This window comes from Streptomyces longisporus, from assembly GCF_039532765.1.
Classification (GTDB): Bacteria; Actinomycetota; Actinomycetes; order Streptomycetales; family Streptomycetaceae; genus Streptomyces; species Streptomyces longisporus.
Map to the genome: position 1 here is coordinate 69765 of NZ_BAAASG010000002.1, position 20378 is coordinate 90142.

Annotated in this window: 18 protein-coding genes; 12 read left to right on the plus strand and 6 right to left on the minus strand. The window is 70.1% G+C overall.

Annotated elements, in window-relative coordinates:
* Positions 1–155: 155 nt before the first annotated feature.
* Positions 156–1835, plus strand: coding sequence for a cholesterol oxidase substrate-binding domain-containing protein (locus tag ABD355_RS01895; protein WP_344398210.1), 1680 nt, complete (start codon positions 156–158; stop codon positions 1833–1835).
* A 72-nt stretch (positions 1836–1907) separates the two neighbouring features.
* Here the strand turns inward: ABD355_RS01895 and ABD355_RS01900 are convergent, their stop codons facing one another.
* Together ABD355_RS01900 and ABD355_RS01905 are read right to left on the minus strand one after the other, a co-directional pair.
* Positions 1908–2513: a TetR/AcrR family transcriptional regulator gene (locus ABD355_RS01900; RefSeq protein WP_344398211.1), complete on the minus strand. Its 606-nt coding sequence runs from the start codon at positions 2511–2513 to the stop codon at positions 1908–1910.
* Positions 2510–3991, minus strand: coding sequence for an MFS transporter (locus ABD355_RS01905; RefSeq protein ID WP_344398212.1), 1482 nt, complete (start codon positions 3989–3991; stop codon positions 2510–2512). Before ABD355_RS01905 ends, ABD355_RS01900 begins: the two co-directional genes overlap by 4 nt.
* A 405-nt stretch (positions 3992–4396) precedes the next feature.
* Between ABD355_RS01905 and melC1 the strand changes: the two genes are divergently transcribed.
* From melC1 to ABD355_RS01920, 3 genes are all read left to right on the plus strand, one after another.
* The gene (gene melC1 / locus ABD355_RS01910; protein WP_344398213.1) at positions 4397–4780 is read left to right on the plus strand and encodes an apotyrosinase chaperone MelC1; all 384 of its coding nucleotides are present in this window, start codon (positions 4397–4399) and stop codon (positions 4778–4780) included.
* A 34-nt stretch (positions 4781–4814) separates the two neighbouring features.
* Positions 4815–5639: a tyrosinase MelC2 gene (melC2, locus tag ABD355_RS01915; RefSeq protein ID WP_344398214.1), complete on the plus strand. Its 825-nt coding sequence runs from the start codon at positions 4815–4817 to the stop codon at positions 5637–5639.
* A gap of 82 nt (positions 5640–5721) precedes the next feature.
* Positions 5722–6174: an SRPBCC family protein gene (locus ABD355_RS01920; RefSeq protein WP_344398215.1), complete on the plus strand. Its 453-nt coding sequence runs from the start codon at positions 5722–5724 to the stop codon at positions 6172–6174.
* Positions 6175–6215: 41 nt separating this feature from the next.
* Here ABD355_RS01920 and ABD355_RS01925 read toward each other — a convergent pair whose 3' ends face one another.
* Complete coding sequence (locus ABD355_RS01925) at positions 6216–6908, minus strand: ribonuclease H family protein (RefSeq protein WP_344398216.1); 693 nt, start codon at positions 6906–6908, stop codon at positions 6216–6218.
* A gap of 53 nt (positions 6909–6961) precedes the next feature.
* Positions 6962–7756, minus strand: coding sequence for a VOC family protein (locus ABD355_RS01930; RefSeq protein ID WP_344398217.1), 795 nt, complete (start codon positions 7754–7756; stop codon positions 6962–6964).
* Positions 7757–7918: 162 nt separating this feature from the next.
* Here ABD355_RS01930 and ABD355_RS01935 point away from each other — a divergent pair, with 162 nt between their 5' ends.
* Positions 7919–8923, plus strand: coding sequence for a zinc-binding alcohol dehydrogenase family protein (locus tag ABD355_RS01935; protein WP_344399023.1), 1005 nt, complete (start codon positions 7919–7921; stop codon positions 8921–8923).
* Between the two features lie 26 nt (positions 8924–8949).
* Here ABD355_RS01935 and ABD355_RS01940 read toward each other — a convergent pair whose 3' ends face one another.
* Positions 8950–10539 carry a putative glycoside hydrolase gene (locus ABD355_RS01940; RefSeq protein ID WP_344398218.1) on the minus strand — a complete coding sequence of 530 codons (1590 nt, stop codon included), beginning with the start codon at positions 10537–10539 and terminating at the stop codon, positions 8950–8952.
* Positions 10540–10832: 293 nt separating this feature from the next.
* On the opposite strand from ABD355_RS01940, the gene ABD355_RS01945 reads away from it, so the two are divergent.
* The gene (locus tag ABD355_RS01945; RefSeq protein ID WP_344398219.1) at positions 10833–11756 is read left to right on the plus strand and encodes a polysaccharide deacetylase family protein; all 924 of its coding nucleotides are present in this window, start codon (positions 10833–10835) and stop codon (positions 11754–11756) included.
* 66 nt (positions 11757–11822) lie between these two features.
* On the opposite strand, the gene ABD355_RS01950 is transcribed toward ABD355_RS01945, so the two are convergent.
* Entirely contained in the window at positions 11823–12962 is a 1140-nt protein-coding gene (locus tag ABD355_RS01950; protein WP_344398220.1) for a PucR family transcriptional regulator, read from the minus strand.
* Between the two features lie 87 nt (positions 12963–13049).
* Between ABD355_RS01950 and ABD355_RS01955 the strand changes: the two genes are divergently transcribed.
* From ABD355_RS01955 to ABD355_RS01980, 6 genes are all read left to right on the plus strand, one after another.
* Positions 13050–14105 (plus strand): ferredoxin reductase, encoded by a 1056-nt coding sequence (locus tag ABD355_RS01955; RefSeq protein WP_344398221.1) that lies wholly within the window; start codon positions 13050–13052, stop codon positions 14103–14105.
* Positions 14106–14112: 7 nt separating this feature from the next.
* Positions 14113–15231: a fatty acid desaturase family protein gene (locus ABD355_RS01960; RefSeq protein WP_344398222.1), complete on the plus strand. Its 1119-nt coding sequence runs from the start codon at positions 14113–14115 to the stop codon at positions 15229–15231.
* A 791-nt stretch (positions 15232–16022) separates the two neighbouring features.
* On the plus strand, positions 16023–17465 hold the full coding sequence (locus ABD355_RS01965) for a family 2B encapsulin nanocompartment shell protein (RefSeq protein ID WP_344398223.1): 1443 nt from the start codon (positions 16023–16025) through the stop codon (positions 17463–17465).
* 14 nt (positions 17466–17479) lie between these two features.
* Positions 17480–18529 (plus strand): family 2 encapsulin nanocompartment cargo protein terpene cyclase, encoded by a 1050-nt coding sequence (locus ABD355_RS01970; protein WP_344398224.1) that lies wholly within the window; start codon positions 17480–17482, stop codon positions 18527–18529.
* A 47-nt stretch (positions 18530–18576) separates the two neighbouring features.
* On the plus strand, positions 18577–19455 hold the full coding sequence (locus ABD355_RS01975; RefSeq protein ID WP_344398225.1) for a geranyl diphosphate 2-C-methyltransferase: 879 nt from the start codon (positions 18577–18579) through the stop codon (positions 19453–19455).
* Positions 19456–19688: 233 nt separating this feature from the next.
* Positions 19689–20363 (plus strand): response regulator transcription factor, encoded by a 675-nt coding sequence (locus ABD355_RS01980; RefSeq protein ID WP_344398226.1) that lies wholly within the window; start codon positions 19689–19691, stop codon positions 20361–20363.
* Positions 20364–20378: the final 15 nt, after the last annotated feature.

A 20378-nucleotide genomic window follows, 5' to 3' on the forward strand; every position in this document is an offset into this window, starting at 1 on the left:
AACCGACCGCTCCGGAGCGACACCTGTGAAACTTTCACCCGGACGAGTGCGGGCGTTGGACAGGAACACTGCATGTGTCAACGGGCCCCTAGCGTGAACCCGTGACTGATTGTTCAGCGAGCAACTTATCGTCTGGGTCGGCGGAGAACTCGTCGTTGAGCCGTCGCGGCTTTCTTGCGGGCGCGGCCGCGCTGGCCGCCGTTCCCGTGCTGATCGCGGCCGATCCGGCGGTGGCCGCGCAGGAGCTGCCGGACTTCCCGGCGGATGTCGCCCTGTACCGCTCGGCGTACCGCAACTGGGTCGGTGAGATCACCGCGGACGGACTGTGGGCCTGCGCTCCGGCCGCCGCGGATCAGGCGGTCGAGGTCGTCAACTGGGCCTGGCGGCACGGCTGGAGGGTACGAGCCCGGGGTTCCGCGCACGGCTGGTCGCCGCTGACGATCACCGAGGGCACCGCCTCGGACGCTCCCGTTCTCCTCGTGGACACCGCCCCTCATCTCGCCGGCCTGTCCTTGGACTCGGCGACCGCGGTGCGCGCCGGCACCGGCGTCACCATGGAGGCCCTGCTCACCTATCTGGAGGCGCACGGCCTGGGGGTCACCGCCGCACCCGCCCCCGGTGATCTCACCCTGGGCGGCGCGCTCGCCGTCGACGCGCACGGCACCGCCGTACCGGCGCGGGGCGAGCAACGGCTGCCCGGGCACACGTACGGCTCGCTCAGCAATCTGGTCCTGTCGCTGACGGCGGTCGTGTGGGACGAGAGCGCCGGGGCGTATGTGCTGCGGACGTACGAGCGCGACGAGGCGGACTGTGCCGCGCTGCTCACCCATCTGGGCCGTGCGCTGGTGACGGAGGTCGTGCTGCGGGTGGGCGCGAACGCCAATCTGCGGTGTGTGAGCCGTACGGACATCCCGGCCGCCGAACTCTTCGCGGCGCCCGGCGCAGAGGGGCGCACCCTCGCGAGTCACCTCGACACGTCGGGGCGGGTGGAGGCGATCTGGTTCGCCTTCACCGAGTTCCCCTGGTTCAAGGTGTGGAGCGTGGCGCCGACGCGGCCGCTCACCTCGCGGCATGTGACATCGCCGTACAACTATCCGTTCTCCGACAACGTCCCGACCGTGGTGGCGGACCTTGTCGGGCGGATGACCTCGGACGCGGCCTGGTATCTGGCTCCGGTGCTGGGCAACGCACAGTACGACGTGGCGGCGCTCGGGCTGGTGGCGACGCTGTCGGCGGACATCTGGGGGCCGTCGAAGAACACCCTGCTCTACATCAGGCCGACGACGCTGCGGGTGACCGCGAACGGCTACGCCGTGCTCACCACGCGGGCCCAAGTGCAGCGTGTCGTCGCCGAGTTCACGTCCTTCTACCGGGAGCGGCTCACCGCGTACGCGGCGCTGGGCCGCTTCCCGGTGAACGGTTCGGTGGAGATCCGGGTGACCGGCCTCGACGACCCGGCCGACACCGGAGTGGAGGGTGCCCGCGCCCCGTTGCTGTCGGCGCTGCGGCAGAGCGACACGCACCCGGAGTGGGACACGGCGGTGTGGCTGGACGTCCTGACGCTGCCGGGCACACCGTACGCGGAGGCCTTCCTGCGCGAGCTCGAACAGTTCCTGCTGCGCACGTTCGACGGGGACCACGCGCTCACCCGGGTCGAGTGGTCCAAGGGCTGGGCCTACACGGACGAGGCCGCCTGGAGCGACGAGCAGGTGCTGGGCACGACGGTGCCCGCGTCGCTGGGCGAGGCGGCATGGGGGCAGGCGGCCGGCATCCTGGACCGCCTCGACCCCCACCGCGTCTTCGGCAACGGGTTTCTGGACCGGTTGCTGCTTTGAGCGGTGCCGTTCTTGTGGTGCGGCCGGGAGCCGGTCATGTCCCGCGGGCCGACGGTCCCGAGCGGTTCGTGACTACGGCCGCGGGGTTCCTCCGCCCGGTGTGAGGTGCACCTGCAGCGCGGGCGCGTAGCGTGCCACGATCTCCTCCAGCGCGGCGCCCCGCACATGGGTGCCGCGCGCGATGCCGTACATCACCCCGAGGCCCAGCAGGTTCGCGACGGCCAGCTCGGCGCGCAGGCCCGCTTCGGGGCCGTCGAGGCGTTCGGTGAGGCGGTCGGTGACCTGGGTGCGGAAGTTGGTGCGCAGGATGTCGCCCTGTGCGCCGTGCAGGGGCGCGAAGACGATCCGCAGGAGCGGGTCGGCGCCCTGCTGCGACTGGCTGACCAGCACATGGCGGACCATGTGCCGGCCGAGCTCGTCCAGCGGTGCGTCGAGCAGGGCCTCGGCGTCGGTCTCGAAGGACATGACGCGGGCGAAGAGGGTGTCCTTGTTGCCGAAGTACTTCAGGATCAACGGCGCGCTGACACCGGCCCGTTCGGCGACCGCCTTGAGGGTGATGTCGGCGTGGGCGTGGCGGGCCAGCAGGTGGCGGGCCGCCTTGAGGATGGCCGTCTTGGTCGCCTCGGCGTCCCGGCGGGCGGGCGCGGAGGTGGTGGGGGGAGTGCTCACGGCACTCATGCTCCCTCCATCGCCTCGTCGTGGGGATCCCGGGTCCGCCCGCGGGCCCGGGGTGTCCCGCCCGTCGTCGCGTCCCCGGGGATGGTGAGGGCCGCGGCACTGGCCGTCAGGGCGACCGCGCCGGCGATGCCGAAGGCGAGCAGATAGCCGTGCAGCGTGGGCACGGGGGCTCCGCCGACCAGGCTGGTGTGGTGGACCAGTACGGCGGCGACGGCGGCGCTGGAGACGGCCTGGCCGATGGTGCGCATCAGGACGTTGACGCCGTTGGCGGAGGCGGTCTGCTCGGCGGGCACGGCGCGCAGGATCAGGGTGGGCAGGGCCGAGTAGGCGAGGGTGGTGCCGGTGGCCACCACCGTCGCTCCCAGGATGATCATCCAGAGGTCGCGGCTGTCGGCGATGCGCACCGCGTAGCCGCAGGCGATGACCGCGGCCCCGAGGGCGAGGGTGATGCGGGGGCCGCGGGCCGCGGAGATACGGGCCGAGACGGGCGAGAACAGCAGCATGGTGACGCCGCCGGGCAGCAGGCACAGGCCGGTCTGCACGATCGACAGCCCGAGGCCGTACCCGGTGGCCTTGGGCGCCTGTACGAGCTGCGCGGTCACCAGGGAGTTGGCGTAGAAGGCGAACCCGGTGAGCAGCGCGGCCACGTGCGACAGGCCCACGCGCGGCCTGGACACCAGCCGCAGGTCGACCAGCGGGAGTTCGGTGCGCAGCTGCTGCCACCACCACAGGGCCAGTACGACGACGGCGCCGAGAAAGAGACCGACGACTCGCGCGCTCACCCACCCCCACTGCCCGCCCTGCGAGACACCCAGCAGCAGGCACACCAGTCCTGCGGCCAGACCCAGTGTGCCCGGTATGTCGAAGCGGCCGGGCTGCCGCACGGGCGACTCCTTGACCGCCCACCACACGGCCGTCACGCCGAGCGCGCCGAGGGCGCTGGTCAGCCAGAACATGGTGTGCCAGTCGGCGTACTGCACGACCAGCGCGGCCAGCGGCAGGCCCAGGGCGGCGCCGATACCGACGGTGGAGCTCATCAGCGCCACCGCTGAGCCACGGCGCTCCGGCGGCAGCTCGTCGCGCAGGATGCTGATCGACAGCGGCACCACGGAGGCGGCGGCGCCCTGCAGGGCGCGGGCCGCGATGAGGACGACGATGTCGGACGACAGGGCGCACATCACCGAGCCGACGGTCATCAGGACGAGGGCCGAGGCCAGCACCTTGCGCTTGCCGTACATGTCGCCGGCCCGGCCGAGTACCGGGGTGAGCACGGCGCCGGACAGCAGGGTCGCCGTGACCATCCAGGAGACCGTGCCGGCGGAGGAGCCCGTCAGGCGCGGCAGATCGGGCAGGAGCGGTACGACGACGGTCTGCATGACGGCCATGAGGATGCCGCCGAACGCCAGCACCGGAATCGTGAGGCGGTCACGCAGGGCCCTCGTTCCGGAGCTGCGAGCTATCGGGCCTGGCTGGTCCATCGGCACTCCAGCGACGATGCATCGAATGTGCGGGTGAATGGCAATTCACCTTAGCCGGTGAATTGCCATTCACCCAAGAGGGGCGGCGATCCCGCGGCACGGGCGCCCTCGCCGCGGGCGCACAGGTCGGGCAACCGGATCGCGTCAGCTTCCCGAGGTGAGGCAGGCCACTGATGGCACACCCGCCCGCCAAGGACCACCCGGAACAGTGGTGCGCTGAGAAGGAATTCCCCCTTCCGGGTGTCCCGGGGCACCTCCTACGGCAAGATCATCTTCGTTCAGCCTTGTACAACATGTCGGCAATTGTCCTGATCGCAGCCAACCGCTCCCGACGGATTTCTCCTGCTCTCGGCGGGGCCGATAGGCATTCCGGGTCGTCAACCGAACGAACCCCGGAGATCCCGCATGCCGACCCTGACCCGACGCCGCGCGCTCACCGCGGCGGCCGCCCTCACCGCGGCCGCCGCCGCACACACCGCCGCCGCCCCCGCCGCGACCGCCGCGGACCACCAGCACCCCGGCTCCCCCGAACCGTTCGACGAGGTCTACAAGGGCCGCCGGATACAGGGCCGGCCCGCCTCCGGAGGCGGTCACCACCACGGCATGGGCTACACCGTCCTCGTCGACGGGGTCGAACTGCACGTCATGCAGAACGCCGACAGCACCTGGATCAGCGTCGTCAGCCACTACGCCCCGGTGCCCACGCCGCACGCGGCCGCACGTGCCGCCGTCGACGAGCTGCAGGGCGCCCGGCTCGTCCCCCTGCCCATGCCCATGCCCGCCAACTGACCCGTCCCGCAAGCACCTTGGGAGCACCCGCACCATGACCGTCCGCAAGAACCAGGCGAGCCTGACCGCCGACGAGAAGCGGCGCTTCGTCTCCGCTGTCGTCGCACTCAAGCGCAGCGGCCGCTACGACGCCTTCGTCACCACCCACAACGCCTTCATCCTGGGCGACACCGACACCGGCGAACGCACCGGCCACCGTTCACCCTCCTTCCTGCCCTGGCACCGAAGATTCCTGCTGGACTTCGAGAGCGCGCTGCAGTCGGTGGACGCCTCGGTCGCGCTGCCCTACTGGGACTGGAGCACCGACCGCTCGCCGCGTTCCTCGCTGTGGGCACCGGACTTCCTCGGCGGCACCGGGCGCGCCCGTGACGGCCAGGTGATGGACGGCCCGTTCGCCGCGTCCGCCGGCAACTGGCCGATCAACGTGCGAGTCGACGGCCGTACCTTCCTGCGTCGCCAACTGGGGGCGAACGTACGGGAATTGCCCACCCGGGCCGAGGTCGAGTCGGTGCTGTCCACGGAGATATACGACATGCCACCGTGGAACAGCGCCTCGGACGGTTTCCGCAACCACCTGGAGGGCTGGCGGGGCGTGAACCTGCACAACCGGGTCCATGTGTGGGTCGGCGGGCAGATGGCCACCGGGGTCTCCCCCAACGACCCCGTGTTCTGGCTCCACCACGCCTACATCGACAAGTTGTGGGCCGAATGGCAGCGGCGCCACCCCGGCTCCGGCTATCTGCCGACCGCCGGAACACCGGACGTGGTCGACCTCGACGAGACGATGAAGCCATGGAACGACGTACGCCCCGCCGATCTGCTGGACCACACCGCCCACTACACCTTCGACACCGACTGACGGCCCAGCAGGCGGTTTGCTCCGCAGGTCACGGGTACCCGCGCCGGACGCAACCGATGTAGAGCGAAGGAGGGGTTCACCCGTGTCGCAGGTCGAGGAATCCATCGAGGTCGGCGTCCCGGTGCACACCGCCTACAACCAGTGGACTCAGTTCGAGACGTTCCCCGAGTTCATGAACGGCGTGGACCGCATCGAACAGCGCACCGACACGCTCACGCACTGGGTGACCAGCGTCAACGGCGTGCACCGCGAGTTCGACGCGGAGATCACCGAGCAGATCCCGGACGAGCGGGTCGCCTGGACGACCGTCGCGGGTCAGGCCCGGCAGGCCGGGGCGGTGACCTTCCACCGCCTCGACGACAACCACACCAAGGTCATGCTGCAGATGGACTTCCATCCGGACAGCATCACCGAACAGGTCGGCGACAAGCTCGGCTTCGTGAAGCGGCAGACCAAGGGTGACCTGGAGCGCTTCAAGAAGTTCATCGAGTCGCGCGGCCAGGAGACCGGCGAGTGGCGCGGCGTGGTCACCTGACCTGCGCCCGGCCTTGAACGGTGTGCCGTGCGGCTCCGGCCCTAACCGGCCTGAGCCGTACGGCACTCCGGGTGCCCCCAGCCCTGCCCGTTCTTGGCGATGGGCTCACCGGCCGCGTAGGAACGGCCGCACAGGCAGCGGCCCGGGAACTTCGCCTTGACGGTGCGGGACGACGAGCCCGTACGGGACGCGGCCGGCTTGCGGCGCGGGGCGCTCGCCTTCGGGGTGTCCGGGGAGGGCGGCGGCGCCGGTGAACCGAGGTCGCTGCCCGCGGGCTCCTGGACCTTGGCGGCCTGGCTGGCGGCGCGGTCGGCGAAGTCGTTGAGCGGGTCGCCGTCGACCTGGTGGGCGGGCACGTAGCGGAACTCGACCGTGCGGCCGTCCAGCAGTTCGTCGATGCGGACGACCAGTTCCTGGTTGGCGACCGGCTTGCCGGCGGAGGTCTTCCAGCCGTTGCGCTTCCAGCCGGGCAGCCAGGTGGTGACGGCCTTCATGGCGTACTGGGAGTCCATGCGGACCTCGAGCGGGACGCCAGGGTCGATCGCCGCCAACAGGCGTTCCAGGGCGGTGAGTTCGGCGACGTTGTTGGTTGCTGTGCCGAGCGGTCCAGCCTCCCAGCGGGCCGGGGTCTCGGAGTCTTCGGAGACCACCCATGCCCAGCCCGCCGGTCCCGGATTGCCCTTCGAAGCCCCGTCGCACGCGGCCACCACACGTTCACGCATGGCCTCGATCATGCCACGGGCGGACGGGGACCTCGACCACCGTCCAGCAGACGCCCTCGCAGGTCCTAGACGTCCTTCGTCTTGGGCATCTCTCCCTCGGTCCTCGTGATGTCGATCACCGAGAAGCTCGCGCCCTGCGGGTCGCTGATCGCCGCGAACCGGCCGTAGGGGCTGTCCATCGGCCCGAAGCGCAGGACCCCGCCCAGCTTGGTGGCCTTGGCGACCGCGTCGTCGCAGTCCGGGACGACGAAGTAGAGATTGATGTAGGACGGCACCTCGGGCGGGAACTCCTCGCCCATCCTCATCCGGCCGAGAACCGTGTTGTCGCCGAGGTTGAACATGCGGAAGTCGACATTGTCGTCGACAATCTGCTGCGCCGTGTAGGGGAAGACGGCGCTGAAGAACGCGTCGGCCTTCTCGGGTTCACGGGTGAAGACCTCGGCCCAGCCGTAGGCACCCGGCACGGCGGTCGCCTCGAAGCCCTCGTGAGTGCCACCCTGCCACAGGCCGAAGACGGCGCCGCTGGGCTCGCGGGCGATGCACATGGTGCCGAACTCGCCCACCTGCATGGGCTCCATCAGCACCTCGCCGCCGTTCTCCCTGATTTTGGCGGCGGTGGCGGCGACGTCCGATGAGGCGAAGTAGAGGCACCACTGCGAGGGGGCCTCCTGGCCCGGCATCGGCGGTACGACGGCGGCGACCGCCTTGCCGTCCGCATAGGCCTGGGTGTAGTTGCCGTACTCCGACGACGCCTCGCCGAAGGTCCAGCCGAGGACGTCACCGTAGAAGCTCTTCGCTCCCTCGACGTCGCCGAACATCGCATCGGCCCAACAGGGGGTTCCCTCAGGTTGTACGGCCATGACTGCGGCCCTCTCCCGAATCGGTGGATGGTCCGTTTCCTCACGCTAGCCATGCATGCGGTGAAGCGCGCGCCGAACGGCGGGGTCCGTTTCAGACTGGACGGGCGGGGCCTCGGCACACTTTCGACGCGGCGGACGGGGTGCGAAATGGCGGACGGGACGATGCGTGCGTGGTCGGTGGTGACAGCGGGGCCGGTCGAGGAGAACGGCCTGCGGCTCGTGGAGAAACCGGTGCCGGTGCCGGGTGAGGACGAGCTGCTCGTGCAGGTGCGCGCCTGCGGGGTGTGCCGCACCGACCTGCATGTCAGCGAGGGGGATCTGCCGGTGCGCCGGGTGGGGGTGACGCCCGGGCACGAGGTCGTGGGCGTGGTGGCCGGGTCCGGGGCGGGGGTCGCCGGTTTCGCCACCGGGGACCGGGTGGGGGTGGCGTGGCTGCGGCGCACGGACGGCACCTGCGGGTACTGCGCACGCGGGGCCGAGAACCTGTGCCCGTCCTCGCGCTACACCGGCTGGGACGCGGACGGCGGCTACGCCGAGTACACGACTGTGCCTGCCATGTTCGCCCACCGCCTGCCGGAGGCCGTCGACGACGTGGCGCTCGCGCCGCTGCTGTGCGCCGGGATCATCGGCTACCGCGCGCTGCGGCGGGCGGCGCTGCCGCCGGGCGGCCGGCTCGGTCTGTACGGGTTCGGGGGCAGCGCCCACCTGAGTGCGCAGCTGGCGCTGGCCGAGGGCGCCACCGTGCACGTGATGACCCGCGGGGCGGCGGCGCGGCAGCTCGCTCTCGGCCTGGGCGCGGCCTCCGCGCAGGACGCGTACGCCATGCCGCCCGAGCCCCTGGACAGCGCGATCCTGTTCGCACCGGTCGGCGACCTGGTACCCGTCGCGCTGCGGGCCCTCGACCGCGGCGGCACCCTCTCGATCGCGGGCATCCACCTCAGCGACACACCGCCCCTGCACTACGAGACCGATCTGTTCTACGAGAAACAGATACGCAGCGTCACCTCCAACACCCGCGAGGACGCCCGCGCGTTCCTGACTCTGGCCGCCCGCCATGGCGTCCACGCCACCACCCACTCCTATCCCCTGACACGGGCCGACGAGGCCCTGCGGGACCTCAAGGCCGGGCGGTTCGACGGGGCGGCCGTACTGGTGAACGACCTGTGACCCGCTGCCGGCGATCCAGGTCCTTGTCACCGCAGGGTGGTCAGCGCCGCCTCCTGGTACGTGGCTCCGGCGTTCCAGAGCAGGAAGGAGTTCATGCCGTCCCCGGCCGCCGCTCTGATCTGGTCGGCGACTTCGGTGGGGCCGTAGTGGACACCCAGGGAGAAGTCCTGGAGCCAGGGGACGACCGTGGCCCTGGTCCCCTTGACCTGCTTGGCGAAGTCGGCCAGCGACCGGTCGACGATCTCGTACGGACTCTCATTCGGACTGGCGACCCCGTACTCACCGGCGGCCCAGTGCGAGGGGTAGACCATGGGAGCGATGTAGTCGGCGTGTTGGGCCATGGCGGGGATGTCCTGGGCGATCTCGGTGGGCCGGGTGGCGGCGATGCCGAACACCGAGACACCGAGGTATTTGCCTTCGGGCTGGATGCGGCGCTGGGTGTCGGCGACGAACTCGGCGATGGACTGTTCGGGGGTCTGGTCGCCCAGGCCGGGGAAGCGCATGGTGGACAGCTTCCCGTCGGGGCGGCGCACGTAGTCGTACAGGATGTCGTCGAAGCCCAGCTTGGCCGCTTCGGTGGCCAGGTCGATGTTGTACTGGCGGACCTCGGGATCGGCGAAGTTGGTGAACGAGAGCGTGCCGTAGTGGCCGCCGTCGTAGGGGCTGCCGTCAGGGGCCTGGACCAAGCGGTGGTCCTTGCCCTGCCGATGGGACGCCTGGGCCAGGATGGGATCGCGGAAGGCAACGATGCGGCCGATGACGCGGGCTCCCATGCCGTGCAGGGTCTCGATCACCTGGTGTGCGTCGTAGCGGTTCTTCACGGCGCCGATCTCGCGGGCCAGCGGCACCGAGGAGTCGTAGCCGACCTCGCCGTTCTCGTCCTTGATGTCGAGCTCGACGGCGTTGAGCTTCTTGTCCTTGACCAGCTGGAGAACCGGGTTGCGGACCTCAGTTGCGGACCAGCCGATGGCGGTCAGGTGCGCGGCCCGGGTGAGGGGATACGGCACGACCGCGTTCACGTGGTCGCGGGTGACGTTGCCGGCCGCGTCCGTGGCCGCCACCTCGATCCGGGCGGGGGGCTTTTCGAACCGGCGGGAGAACGTGCCGTCGTCGCCGACGGTCACGGGCGCACCGGCTATGGAGACCTTCACCTCGCTGGCATCCTCGACCCGGCCGCGTACCGTCACCGGTGCGCCGGGCCCGGTGGCTCGGGTGGGCGAGAGCCGCAGTTTCGGGGCGGTGGTGTCCACCGTGAACGTCCGGGACATGTCGTCCAGGAAGGGCAGGCCACTGCGGGAGGTGGCCGTCAGTTCGTGCTTCCCCTCGGCGAACGAGGGGATGTCGAGTATGAGGCGGCCGCCGGCTTGGTGGGTGTGCACCGGATTGCCGTCGAGCCGCACCTCCAGCCCGGCCAGGTCGGCCCCTTCCTCGGCTGTGACGGCAAGGCGCGGATTGCGGACGTCGGCTCGGCCCAACACACCCTTGCTGCTGAGACCTTCGACCTGGAGCCGGCTGGAGGAGGCCTGGATCGCGAAGGCCCCTACCGCCGCGCAGACCGGGACCAGCAGGGCAATGGCTATGACGGTGAATCGCGTTCGGAGTCGTTTTCCGCGCATGTTCACTCTGCCGTTCTCGAAAGAGGGTTCCTTGCGATATGACATAGCCGCCACGCCGTCCACCCGAGATGTTTCGAGCGGGTAATCATGCATTCGGCCCATCGTGCCGGGGTGTGCGTCACGGTGTTGCCCGAGGCTTGGAAGCGGCGGGGAGCATCTCGTTCACATCCGGAGGCATCATGCGCCCATCCCACCGAAGCGGCGGCGCGGTCGTCGTCGCATCGGTCATCCTTCTGGCCACCGCCTGCTCGGCAGTCCCATCCCCGCCGGAAGGGCGCAAGGACGGGCCGTCGGTGCAGGCTCGCAAGGTCGGCGGGCAGGCCACGGTCGCCGACCCGGCGGCAGTGCAGGCCGACGAGCTCGGTGCGGTGCCGGTGCTGATGTACCACCAACTGGTGGCCGAGCCCCGGAGTGTGTACGACCGCACGCCGCAGGATTTCCGCGCCGAGCTGGAACGGCTGGCACGGGAGAAATACGTACCTGTGACCGCACGGGAGTTCAGCAGTGGCCTGATTGACATTCCCGCCGGTACCCACCCCGTGGTACTGACCTTCGACGACTCGACCGCCACTCAATTCCGTCTGGAAACGGATGGCAGGCCCGCCTCCGGCACCGCGGTGGACATCCTGCTGGACGTCGCCCGGAAACACCCCGGATTCCGTCCCGTGGCCACTTTCTTCGTCAACGCCGACCCGTTCGGCGAGCCAGGCGGCCGAAAGTCATTGGACTGGCTCGTCACACACGATTTCGAGGTCGGCAACCACACCCTGCGGCACACAGCGCTGGGGACGGTGGACGACGACACCGCCCAGAAGGCCATCGCCGACAACCAGAGGGCGATCACCCAAGCCCTGCCCGGCTTGTCGGTGGTGTCGATGGCGCTTCCCAACGGTTCGATGCCCCACACCCGGCAACTGGCGCTGCAGGGAACCGCCGACGGTGTGCACTACCGGCATCAGGGCGTCTACCTGGTGGGAGCGAACCCCGCCCCTTCCCCCTTCTCGACCGCGTTCGACCCGGGTGCCGTCCCGCGAATCCGCTCCCAGGCGGCGACCGGCCCGGAAGCCCAGTTCACCTCGACGGTCTGGCTGGACAAGCTCGGTGACGGGACGGTCAAGCGGTACACCTCGGACGGAGACCCGAAGAAGATCAGCTTCCCCGCGTCCGAGACGGCCCGCCTCGCCCCGGCCCACCGGCAGGCCGCCCGGCCGTACTGAACGGGAACGACGAGACCACGATTCCTTCGGCTGCGCGGACGCGGTCGGGGACGGTCGAAGTACCCGTCAGCCGGCCCGAAGACCGACCGCCAGGGTCAGTTCGAGGACCCGGTGCGGGGATGCGAGATCCGGAAACAGCTCCCGCAGCTGCGACATCCGGTACCGGACCGTCTGGGGGTGGACGAACAACGCCGCCGCCACCTCGTCCCGCCTGCCCTGGTGCAGCAGCCACTCGCGCAACGTCTCCTCCAGCCGGCGTGCGGTCGCGACGGGCAAGGTCCGCAGCGGTGCGAGGGCTCGGGCACGCAGGTCTGCGAACGCGTCCAGGTCGGCGCTCAGCACCAGCTCGGGCAGGTGGTCCTCGGTGTCGCGGATATCGGTGGAGAGGGAGCGCGCGCGCAGGGCTCGTGCGTAGGAGGCGGACGCACGGGTCCATGGCCGGGCCGGGCCGACCACGGCGGTGCGGTCGGTCAGCTGCCGCAGGAGATGCGGTCGGTCGGCATCGGGGACGAGCAGCACACCGGTGGCGTCCGGCAGATCGTCGAGGACGAGGGTGCTCGGGTCGAGCGCGCGGTAGGCGGGCCGGGCCTGGTCGGCGGGCAGCAGGACCGCGGTCAGTGAGACCGGAGGCTGCCACCCGGCCCGCTGAACAGCGGCCAGCAGCACGTCCGGGCTCGCGCCGGCGAGGAGGTCGCGGGCCAGGTGCTCCAGGTGGCGCTCCTGGGCCCTGCCCCGGGCGGCCAGTTCGTCGGCGTGGCCCGCGGCGCTCGCGGCGGAGAGCTCGTCGATGTAGGCGAAGGTCAGCTCGGCGAACTTGGCGACCTCGGCGGCGGGCAGACCCGCGGGTACGGCACCCGCTGCCAGGCATCGCCAGGCCACCCGGGCGCCGACGCGGTAGGCGCTGAGCAGGGCGTCCATCGAACGGCCGTCGCGCACCTCGCCGCGGCCCAGCTCGTAGGCCGCGTCGCTGGCGTCGCCGCCTGTGGCGTTCCCGCTCGCGAGGTCCAGGTAGTGCCCCAGGGCGGTGCGGACGGCTCGGCGGATGGTGCCGCCCATGCTGCCCGAAAGGGCGTTGGCGTAGGAGGGGACCTCGTCGATGATCGCCTGGACGACCTCGTCGGCGGTGGTCCTCAGCTCGGCCCGCAGTGCGGTGACCGTCGTCTCGTCCAGGGCCAATTCGCTGGCCCTCCGGATTGCATGGCTCACGTCTTTGTTCCCTGCGAACAATTGAACCGACCAGATTCACGTCCTGCGGTCAGGACTTTACGCCCTGAGGCGCAGCAAGCTGGAGTCATGAAGAGTGCGGCCCTCCGCGGTAGGGCGTGGAAACTGCTGGAGATGGTCACGACGCCGCTGCTGCCGTCGGACTACCTCGACCTGGTCAGCCCGCTGCGTGCGGGCGCCGACCTGCGGGGGCGCATCGAGGCCGTGCGCCCCGAGACGGGTGACGCCGCGACCATCGTGATCAGACCGGGTCGGGGCTGGCGCGGCCACAGGGCCGGTCAGTACGTGCGGGTCGGGGTCGACGTCGACGGGGTGCGCCTGTGGCGTGCCTACTCCCTCACCTCGCCGACGAACCGCCCGGACGGCCGCATCACGATCACCGTGAAGGCGATCCCGGACGGCAAGGTCAGCAACCACCTGGTGCGCAGGGCGAAGCCGGGCACGCTGATCCAGCTCGACCAGCCGACCGGTGACTTCGTGCTGCCGCGGGCCACGCCCGCCAAGGTGCTCTACCTGACGGCCGGGAGCGGCATCACACCCGTGATGGGCATGCTGCGCGACAGCGAGTTCGACGACGTCGTCATGGTCCACAGTGCGCCTCGGCCGCAAGACGTGATCTTCCGCAACGAGCTGCACGACCTGGCCGCGGACAAGAAGCTTCGGCTCACCGAGGTGCACACCGACACAGACGGCATGGTCGACATCTCCCGTCTCGACGAACTCGTGCCCGACTGGGCCGAGCGCGAGACCTGGGCCTGCGGGCCCGCGGGCCTGCTCGACGCCGCCGAAGAGCACTGGAACGAGCACGGCGTACCGGAGCGCCTGCACACCGAACGCTTCCGCCCCAGCATCGTCGTCGCCGGCGACGGCGGCGAGGTCACGTTCAGCGCCACCGGCAAGACAGTCGACGCGGACGGCGCCACGCCGTTGCTGGACGTCGGCGAGGAAGCCGGCGTGCTCATGCCCTCCGGGTGCCGCATGGGCATCTGCTTCGGCTGCGTCTCGCCGCTCAAGGCGGGCGCCGTCCGCGACCTGCGCACCGGCGAGATCACCGAGGCCGAGCCGGGCGTCCTCATCCAGACCTGCGTGTCCGCCGCCGCGGGCCCCTGCGACATCGAACGGTAGGAGCACCTTGACCGCCATCGACCCCACCGCCCACCTGACCGCGGAGCAGATCGAGGAGCTCGGCCGCGAGCTGGACGCGATCCGCGACGAGGTGATCGCCGGCCGCGGCGAGAAGGACGCCGCGTACATCCGTAAGGTCATCTCGGCGCAGCGCAAGCTCGAGCTGGTCAGCCGGGGCGTACTGCTGTTCTCGCTCTTCCCGCCCGCGTGGCTGCTCGGGACCGCCGGGCTGTCCGTGGCGAAGATCATGGACAACATGGAGATCGGCCACAACATCCTGCACGGCCAGTGGGACTGGATGCGCGACCCGAAGATCCACTCCACCACCTGGGACTGGGACCACGTCTCGCCGGCCGACCAGTGGAAGCACTCCCACAACGAGCTGCACCACACGTACACCAACGTGATCGGCAAGGACAACGACCTCGGATACGGCATCATGCGCGTCGACGAGGACCAGAAGTGGCAGCCGTTCCACCTCGGCCAGCCGCTGTGGAACTTCATCAACGCCTGCTTCTTCGAGTACGGCATCGCGGCGTACGACCTGGAGCTCGGCAAGAATCTGCACAAGCGCCGCCGCAAGAACCCGGAGTTCCGCGCGCGGGCCAGGGCCGTGGGCCGCAAGATCCGCAAGCAGGTGCTCAAGGACTACGTGATCCACCCGCTGCTGTCGGGTCCGTCGTTCCTCCCCACGCTCGCCGCCACGTTCACCGCGAACCTGGTCCGCAACATCTGGTCCCACTCGGTGATCATGTGCGGGCACTTCCCCGAGGGGGTGCAGGTCTTCGAGCGCCGGTCCATCGACGGCGAGACCCGAGGCCAGTGGTACCTGCGCCAGATGATGGGCTCGGCGAACATCAGCGGCAGCAAGGCCATGCACTTCATGACCGGCAACCTCTCGCACCAGATCGAGCACCACCTGTTCCCGGACCTGCCGAGCAACCGGTATGCCGAGGTCGCGGTGAAGGTGCGGGCACTGTTCGAGAAGTACGAGCTGGAGTACGTCACCGGGCCGCTGCCCCAGCAGGTGTTCTCCGCGTGGCGCAAGGTCTTCCGGCTCTCTCTGCCGAACAAGAAGCCCACGCTCAAGACGCCGGACCGCGAGCGGGAGCTCGTCGCGGCCTGATTCCCGGAACTGGTTCAGATCTTCCGGCCGTACCGGCGGCGCCACCGGGCAGCGCAGTGTCCGGCTGCGCTGCCTGGACGTGCGTCCGGAACTGAGCACACAGCACCCGGCTAGGTGTTGTAGTGCGCTGACTTGCCGCTGTCGGGCCGGTGGTCGGTTGCGTGCGCGCACTCGGTTTGCCGACGGGCGAACTGGGCGGATGGCATGGGGGACAGCCAGTGACGCCCCCTGCCCCACACCTCCGCGATTTCGGTGAGATCCTCACCGATGTTCTTCTCCGCCGGGCACTACCTTTCCTGCCCGCAGCAGACGTCGTGCGCCAAGCCCCGTCCGGCCGCCGGGGCAGGGACATCGGGCCGGGGCGAAGGCACGATCTCCCAGGCCCTCCCCGTCAGCGGCCTTCGCCGCGCTCGCTGCGGCACCTTCCGGCGACCCGCCTCGCCCACGGCTTCACCGCCACCGCGATCAACGTCATCCGCATCGACCGATGACTGACCGGCACCCCTCTTGGCGGAACCCGCACTCCTCACCTCGAAGCCCTCGTTGCGACAGCGGGGGCGTACGGAGTGGGTGAGGGGCGCGGGAGTGCGGGGACCTCGGTGTGCTGCCTCGTTTGCGAGGTTTGCGTTGCCAGGAGGTGAAACCGCCCCCTTCGCGCCGTACCGGGGCATCCGCGGGGCTGTTTGCCTTGTACATGCGACGCCGGGCTGTCGTCCACCGCGGCGTCGCCTTCAACCCCGACCACTCCGCTCACTCCTGTACGTCGCCAGGTACGTCCCCAGGGAGGGAATGTGTCCGCCCCCGAAAGCGCCACCGGACCCGCCACCGAGGAACCCGCCCCCGCACCCGACGGCGAGGGGCAGCTGACCAGTCTCAGTACCCAGGCGGCGCGTCAGCTCGCCACGACGACCAAGTCCGAACCGCAGATGCAGGCCATCAGCTCGCGCTGGCTGCTGCGGACGCTGCCGTGGGTGGACGTCAAGGGCGGCACCTACCGGGTCAACCGGCGTCTGCAGCTGCGGATCGGCCGCGGACGGGTGCAGTTCGAGCAGAACGGCGCCGACGACATCAAGGTCATCCCCGAGACGCTCACCGAACTGCCGGTGCTGCGCGGCTACTCCGACACCGAGGTCCTCAAGGAGGTCGCCACCCGCTTCCGGGTCCGGGAGGTGCGGGCGGGACAGGTGCTGTTCGAGGCCGGGCAGCGGGTCACGGAGGCCTATCTCGTCGTGCACGGCAAGTTCACCCGCTTCACCGAGGGCAAGTACGGCGAGGAGGAGATCACCGGGGTCGTCACCGACGGCGACCAGATGGGCGACGAGGCCATCGGGCAGTCCAGCCCGCTGTGGCTGAGCTCGGTGCGGGCGGAGACGGCCGGCGTACTGCTGGTGCTGCCCTGGGACGTCGTCACGGAGTTCAGGGACCGGGTGCCGTCCCTCGCCGCACATCTGGAGGCGTTCGCGGCGCGGCAGAAGCTGCCGATGAACCGCAAGGGCGAGGCGGATGTTCCCGTCCAGGCCGGCCATGTCGGCGAGCCGACGCTCAATGGCGGCTTCGTGAACTACGACCTCGCGCCGCGCGAGTACGAGCTGTCGCTCACCCAGACGGTGCTGCGGGTCCACACCCGGGTCGCCGACCTCTACAACAACCCGATGAACCAGACCGAGCAGCAGCTGCGCCTGACGGTCGAGGAGATCCGCGAGCGCCAGGAGTGGGAGCTGGTCAACAACCGGGAGTTCGGGCTGCTGCACAACGTCGACTACGGCCAGCGCGTCAGCACCTTCACCGGGCCGCCGACCCCGGACGACATGGACGAACTGCTGGCCATGCGCCGCAAGACCAAGGTGTTCCTCGCCCATCCGAAGGCGATCGCGGCCTTTTTCCGGCAGTGCAACCGGCGCGGCCTGGTGCCGGGCACGGCGAGTGTCGAGGGGCACGAGATCCCTGCCTGGCGGGGGGTTCCGATCTTCCCCTGCAACAAGATCCCGATCAGCCGCGATCACACCAGCAGCATCATCGCGCTGCGCACCGGGGAGTCCGACCAGGGGGTGATCGGGCTCTACCAGACCGGTATCCCCGACGAGTTCCAGCCGGGCCTGAACGTGCGGTTCATGGGCATCGACACGGCCGCGATCATCCGCTACCTGGTGACCGCCTACTACTCGCTGGCCATCCTGGTGCCGGACGCGGCCGGGATCCTGGAGAACGTCCAGATCGGCCGGACGGCCGACTGAGGGTGGAGTACGCGATGAGCACGTCCGCCGCCTCGTCCTCGCTGCCGGGGCCGCCCAATCTGGCCCGCACCGTGCGCACCCGGCGCGGCGGGGCGATCCCCGGCCTCAAGTACCGGCAGGTCGCCCCCGCCGACCCGGCGAAGGTGGAGGAGGTCGACCGCAGGCTGGAGGCCTGGGCGCACGGCCTCGATCTGTTCCCGAAGGCATGGTCGGGGGACTTCTCGGGCTTCCAGTTCGGCCGGGCCGTGGTGCTTCAGCATCCGGCGGCGGCCGACCTGGAACGCCTCACCGCCGCCGGCAAGTTCCTGCTGGCGGAGAACCTCGTCGACAGCTGCTACTGCGAGGAGGACGAGGGCAGGGGCGGCGCCCGCCGCGGCCTCGGCGGCCGGCTGATCCTGGCCCAGTCGGCGCTCGACCCCTTCCACAGCACACCCGCGCTGCAGGAGCAGTGGGCGCACGGAGTGCAGGCCGACGGGCCCCTGCGCTCGTACCACTGGGCGATGAAGGACTACGCCGCAGTCGCCACCCCCAGCCAGACCGACCGGTTCGTGCACGACATGGCGCGGCTGCACCTCGGTTATCTCGCCGAGGCCGCCTGGGCGGAGATCCGGTATGTGCCGCAGGTGTGGGAGTACCTGGTGATGCGGCAGTTCAACAACTTCCGCCCCTGTCTGTCGATCATCGATGCGGTCGACGGCTACGAGCTGCCGGAGGCCGTCTATGCCCGCCCGGAGATCCAGCGCATCACCGCACTCGCCTGCAACGCCACCACCATCGTCAACGACCTGTACTCCTTCACGAAGGAGCTGGCGAGCGACCCCACCCACCTCAACCTGCCCCAGGTCCTCGCCGCGAATGAGCGGTGCGGGCTGAAGGCCGCCTATCTGAAGGCCGTCGAGATCCACAACGAGATCATGACCGCCTTCGAGGACGAGTCCGCCCTCCTGTCCGCCACCTCGCCCCTCGTGGAGCGCTACGCCCGGGGCCTGTCCGACTGGGTGGCCGGCAACCACGAGTGGCACGCCACCAACACCCACCGCTACCACCTGCCCAACTACTGGTAACGCCCGCTGTGCTGACAGTTCGTCAGACGCATCACGAGGAGTCCTAGTTGACCATCGCCCCCCACGCCGACACCAAGGCGGCACCGGTGCCGACCCAGTCCACGTACCAGAACCGCGTCGCGGACTACTGGAACGCCGAGGAGAACCCGGTCAACCTCGAACTGGGCAAGATCGACGACCTCTATCACCACCACTACGGCGTCGGCGACGTCGACTGGACCGTGCTCGACGAGCCCGACCCCGACCTCAGGCGGGCACGGATCACCACCGAACTGCACCGCCTGGAACACGCCCAGGCGGAGCTCCTCGCCGGCCACCTCGGCCCGCTGACCGCCGCCGACCGCGTCTTCGACGCCGGCTGCGGACGCGGCGGCGGCAGCGTCGTGGCGCATCTGCGGTACGGCTGCCACGCGGACGGCGTGACGATCTCCGCCAAGCAGGCCGCGTTCGCGAACGAGCAGGCGCATAAGCGGGGCATCGACGCCCAGGTGCGCTACCACCACCGCAACATGCTCGACACCGGTTTCACGACCGGTGCGTACGCGGCGTCATGGAACAACGAGTCGACCATGTACGTCGAGCTGGAGCTGCTGTTCGCCGAGCACTCCCGGCTGCTGCGCCGGGGCGGGCGCTACGTGGTGATCACCGGCTGCTACAACGACACCTACGGCCGGGCGTCCCGCGAGGTGTCCCAGATCAACGCCCACTACATCTGCGACATCCACCCGCGCTCGGAGTACTTCCGGGCGATGGCCCGCCACCGTCTCGTGCCCGTCCACGTACAGGACCTCACGGCCGACACCATCCCCTACTGGGAACTGCGTCGGCAGGCGGACCACCTGGTCACGGGCATCGAGGACACGTTCTTGACCGCGTACAAGAACGGCAGTTTCCAGTATCTGCTGATCGCCGCCGACCGGGTGTGATCCCCTCGGTCGCGCCGTAGCGGCCGACACGCGCCGGGGCGCACGTGCCGGCACGGGCCTGTGCGATCAATGCGGCATCCCCGCATCGCACGAGCCCGTGCCGGAACCCCCCCGAGCGGCTCCCCCTTGAACCGTGGGCATTTACTGTTCTACCTTCGCCACATGGTCGGGGCATCAACGCCCGCTCATCAGCGGCACAACGGGCGGACGCCAGACGGTCCGGGTGATGCGGCATGCGACCGCACCTCGCTCTGATCGAGGACGACCCCGACTTCGCACTGATGTGCCGTTCCTATCTGGAGCGCGCGGGCTTCACGGTCACCTGGGCCATGGACGCGCGCGCCGGGAAGGCCGCCCTGTACGAGGGCGGTGTCGATCTCGCCGTTCTCGACCTGGGACTGCCGGACGGCAGCGGCCTGGAGCTGCTGCGGGCGCTGCGGTCCACGAGCCGGCTGCCGGTCATCGTCGTGACGGGGCGCGGCGCGGAGGCCGACCGAGTGGCGGGCCTGGAGATCGGTGCGGACGACTACCTGGTCAAGCCGTTCTCGCAGCGGGAACTGGTGGCCCGTATCCACGCCGTGCTGCGCCGCTCGCAGCCGCCGGAGATGCCGAGCGTGCTGCAGGTCGGCGCGCTGCGTATCGAGTCCGCCGCCCGCAGGGCGTCCGTCGACGGTGTCCAGCTGATGCTTCGCCCCAAGGAGTACGCACTGCTGGAGATGCTGGCCGCCGCACCGGGCCGGGTGTTCTCGGCGGAGCAGTTGCTGGAGCGGATCTGGGGCACGTCCTGGCAGCAGGCCGCGACCGTGGTGGAGCACGTCTACCGGCTGCGCGGCAAGCTCGCCGGCCTGCCCGCACCCGCGCCGCGGATCACCACCGTCCGGGGCTACGGCTACCGCCTCGACCCCTGAGTCACCGCTTCGGCC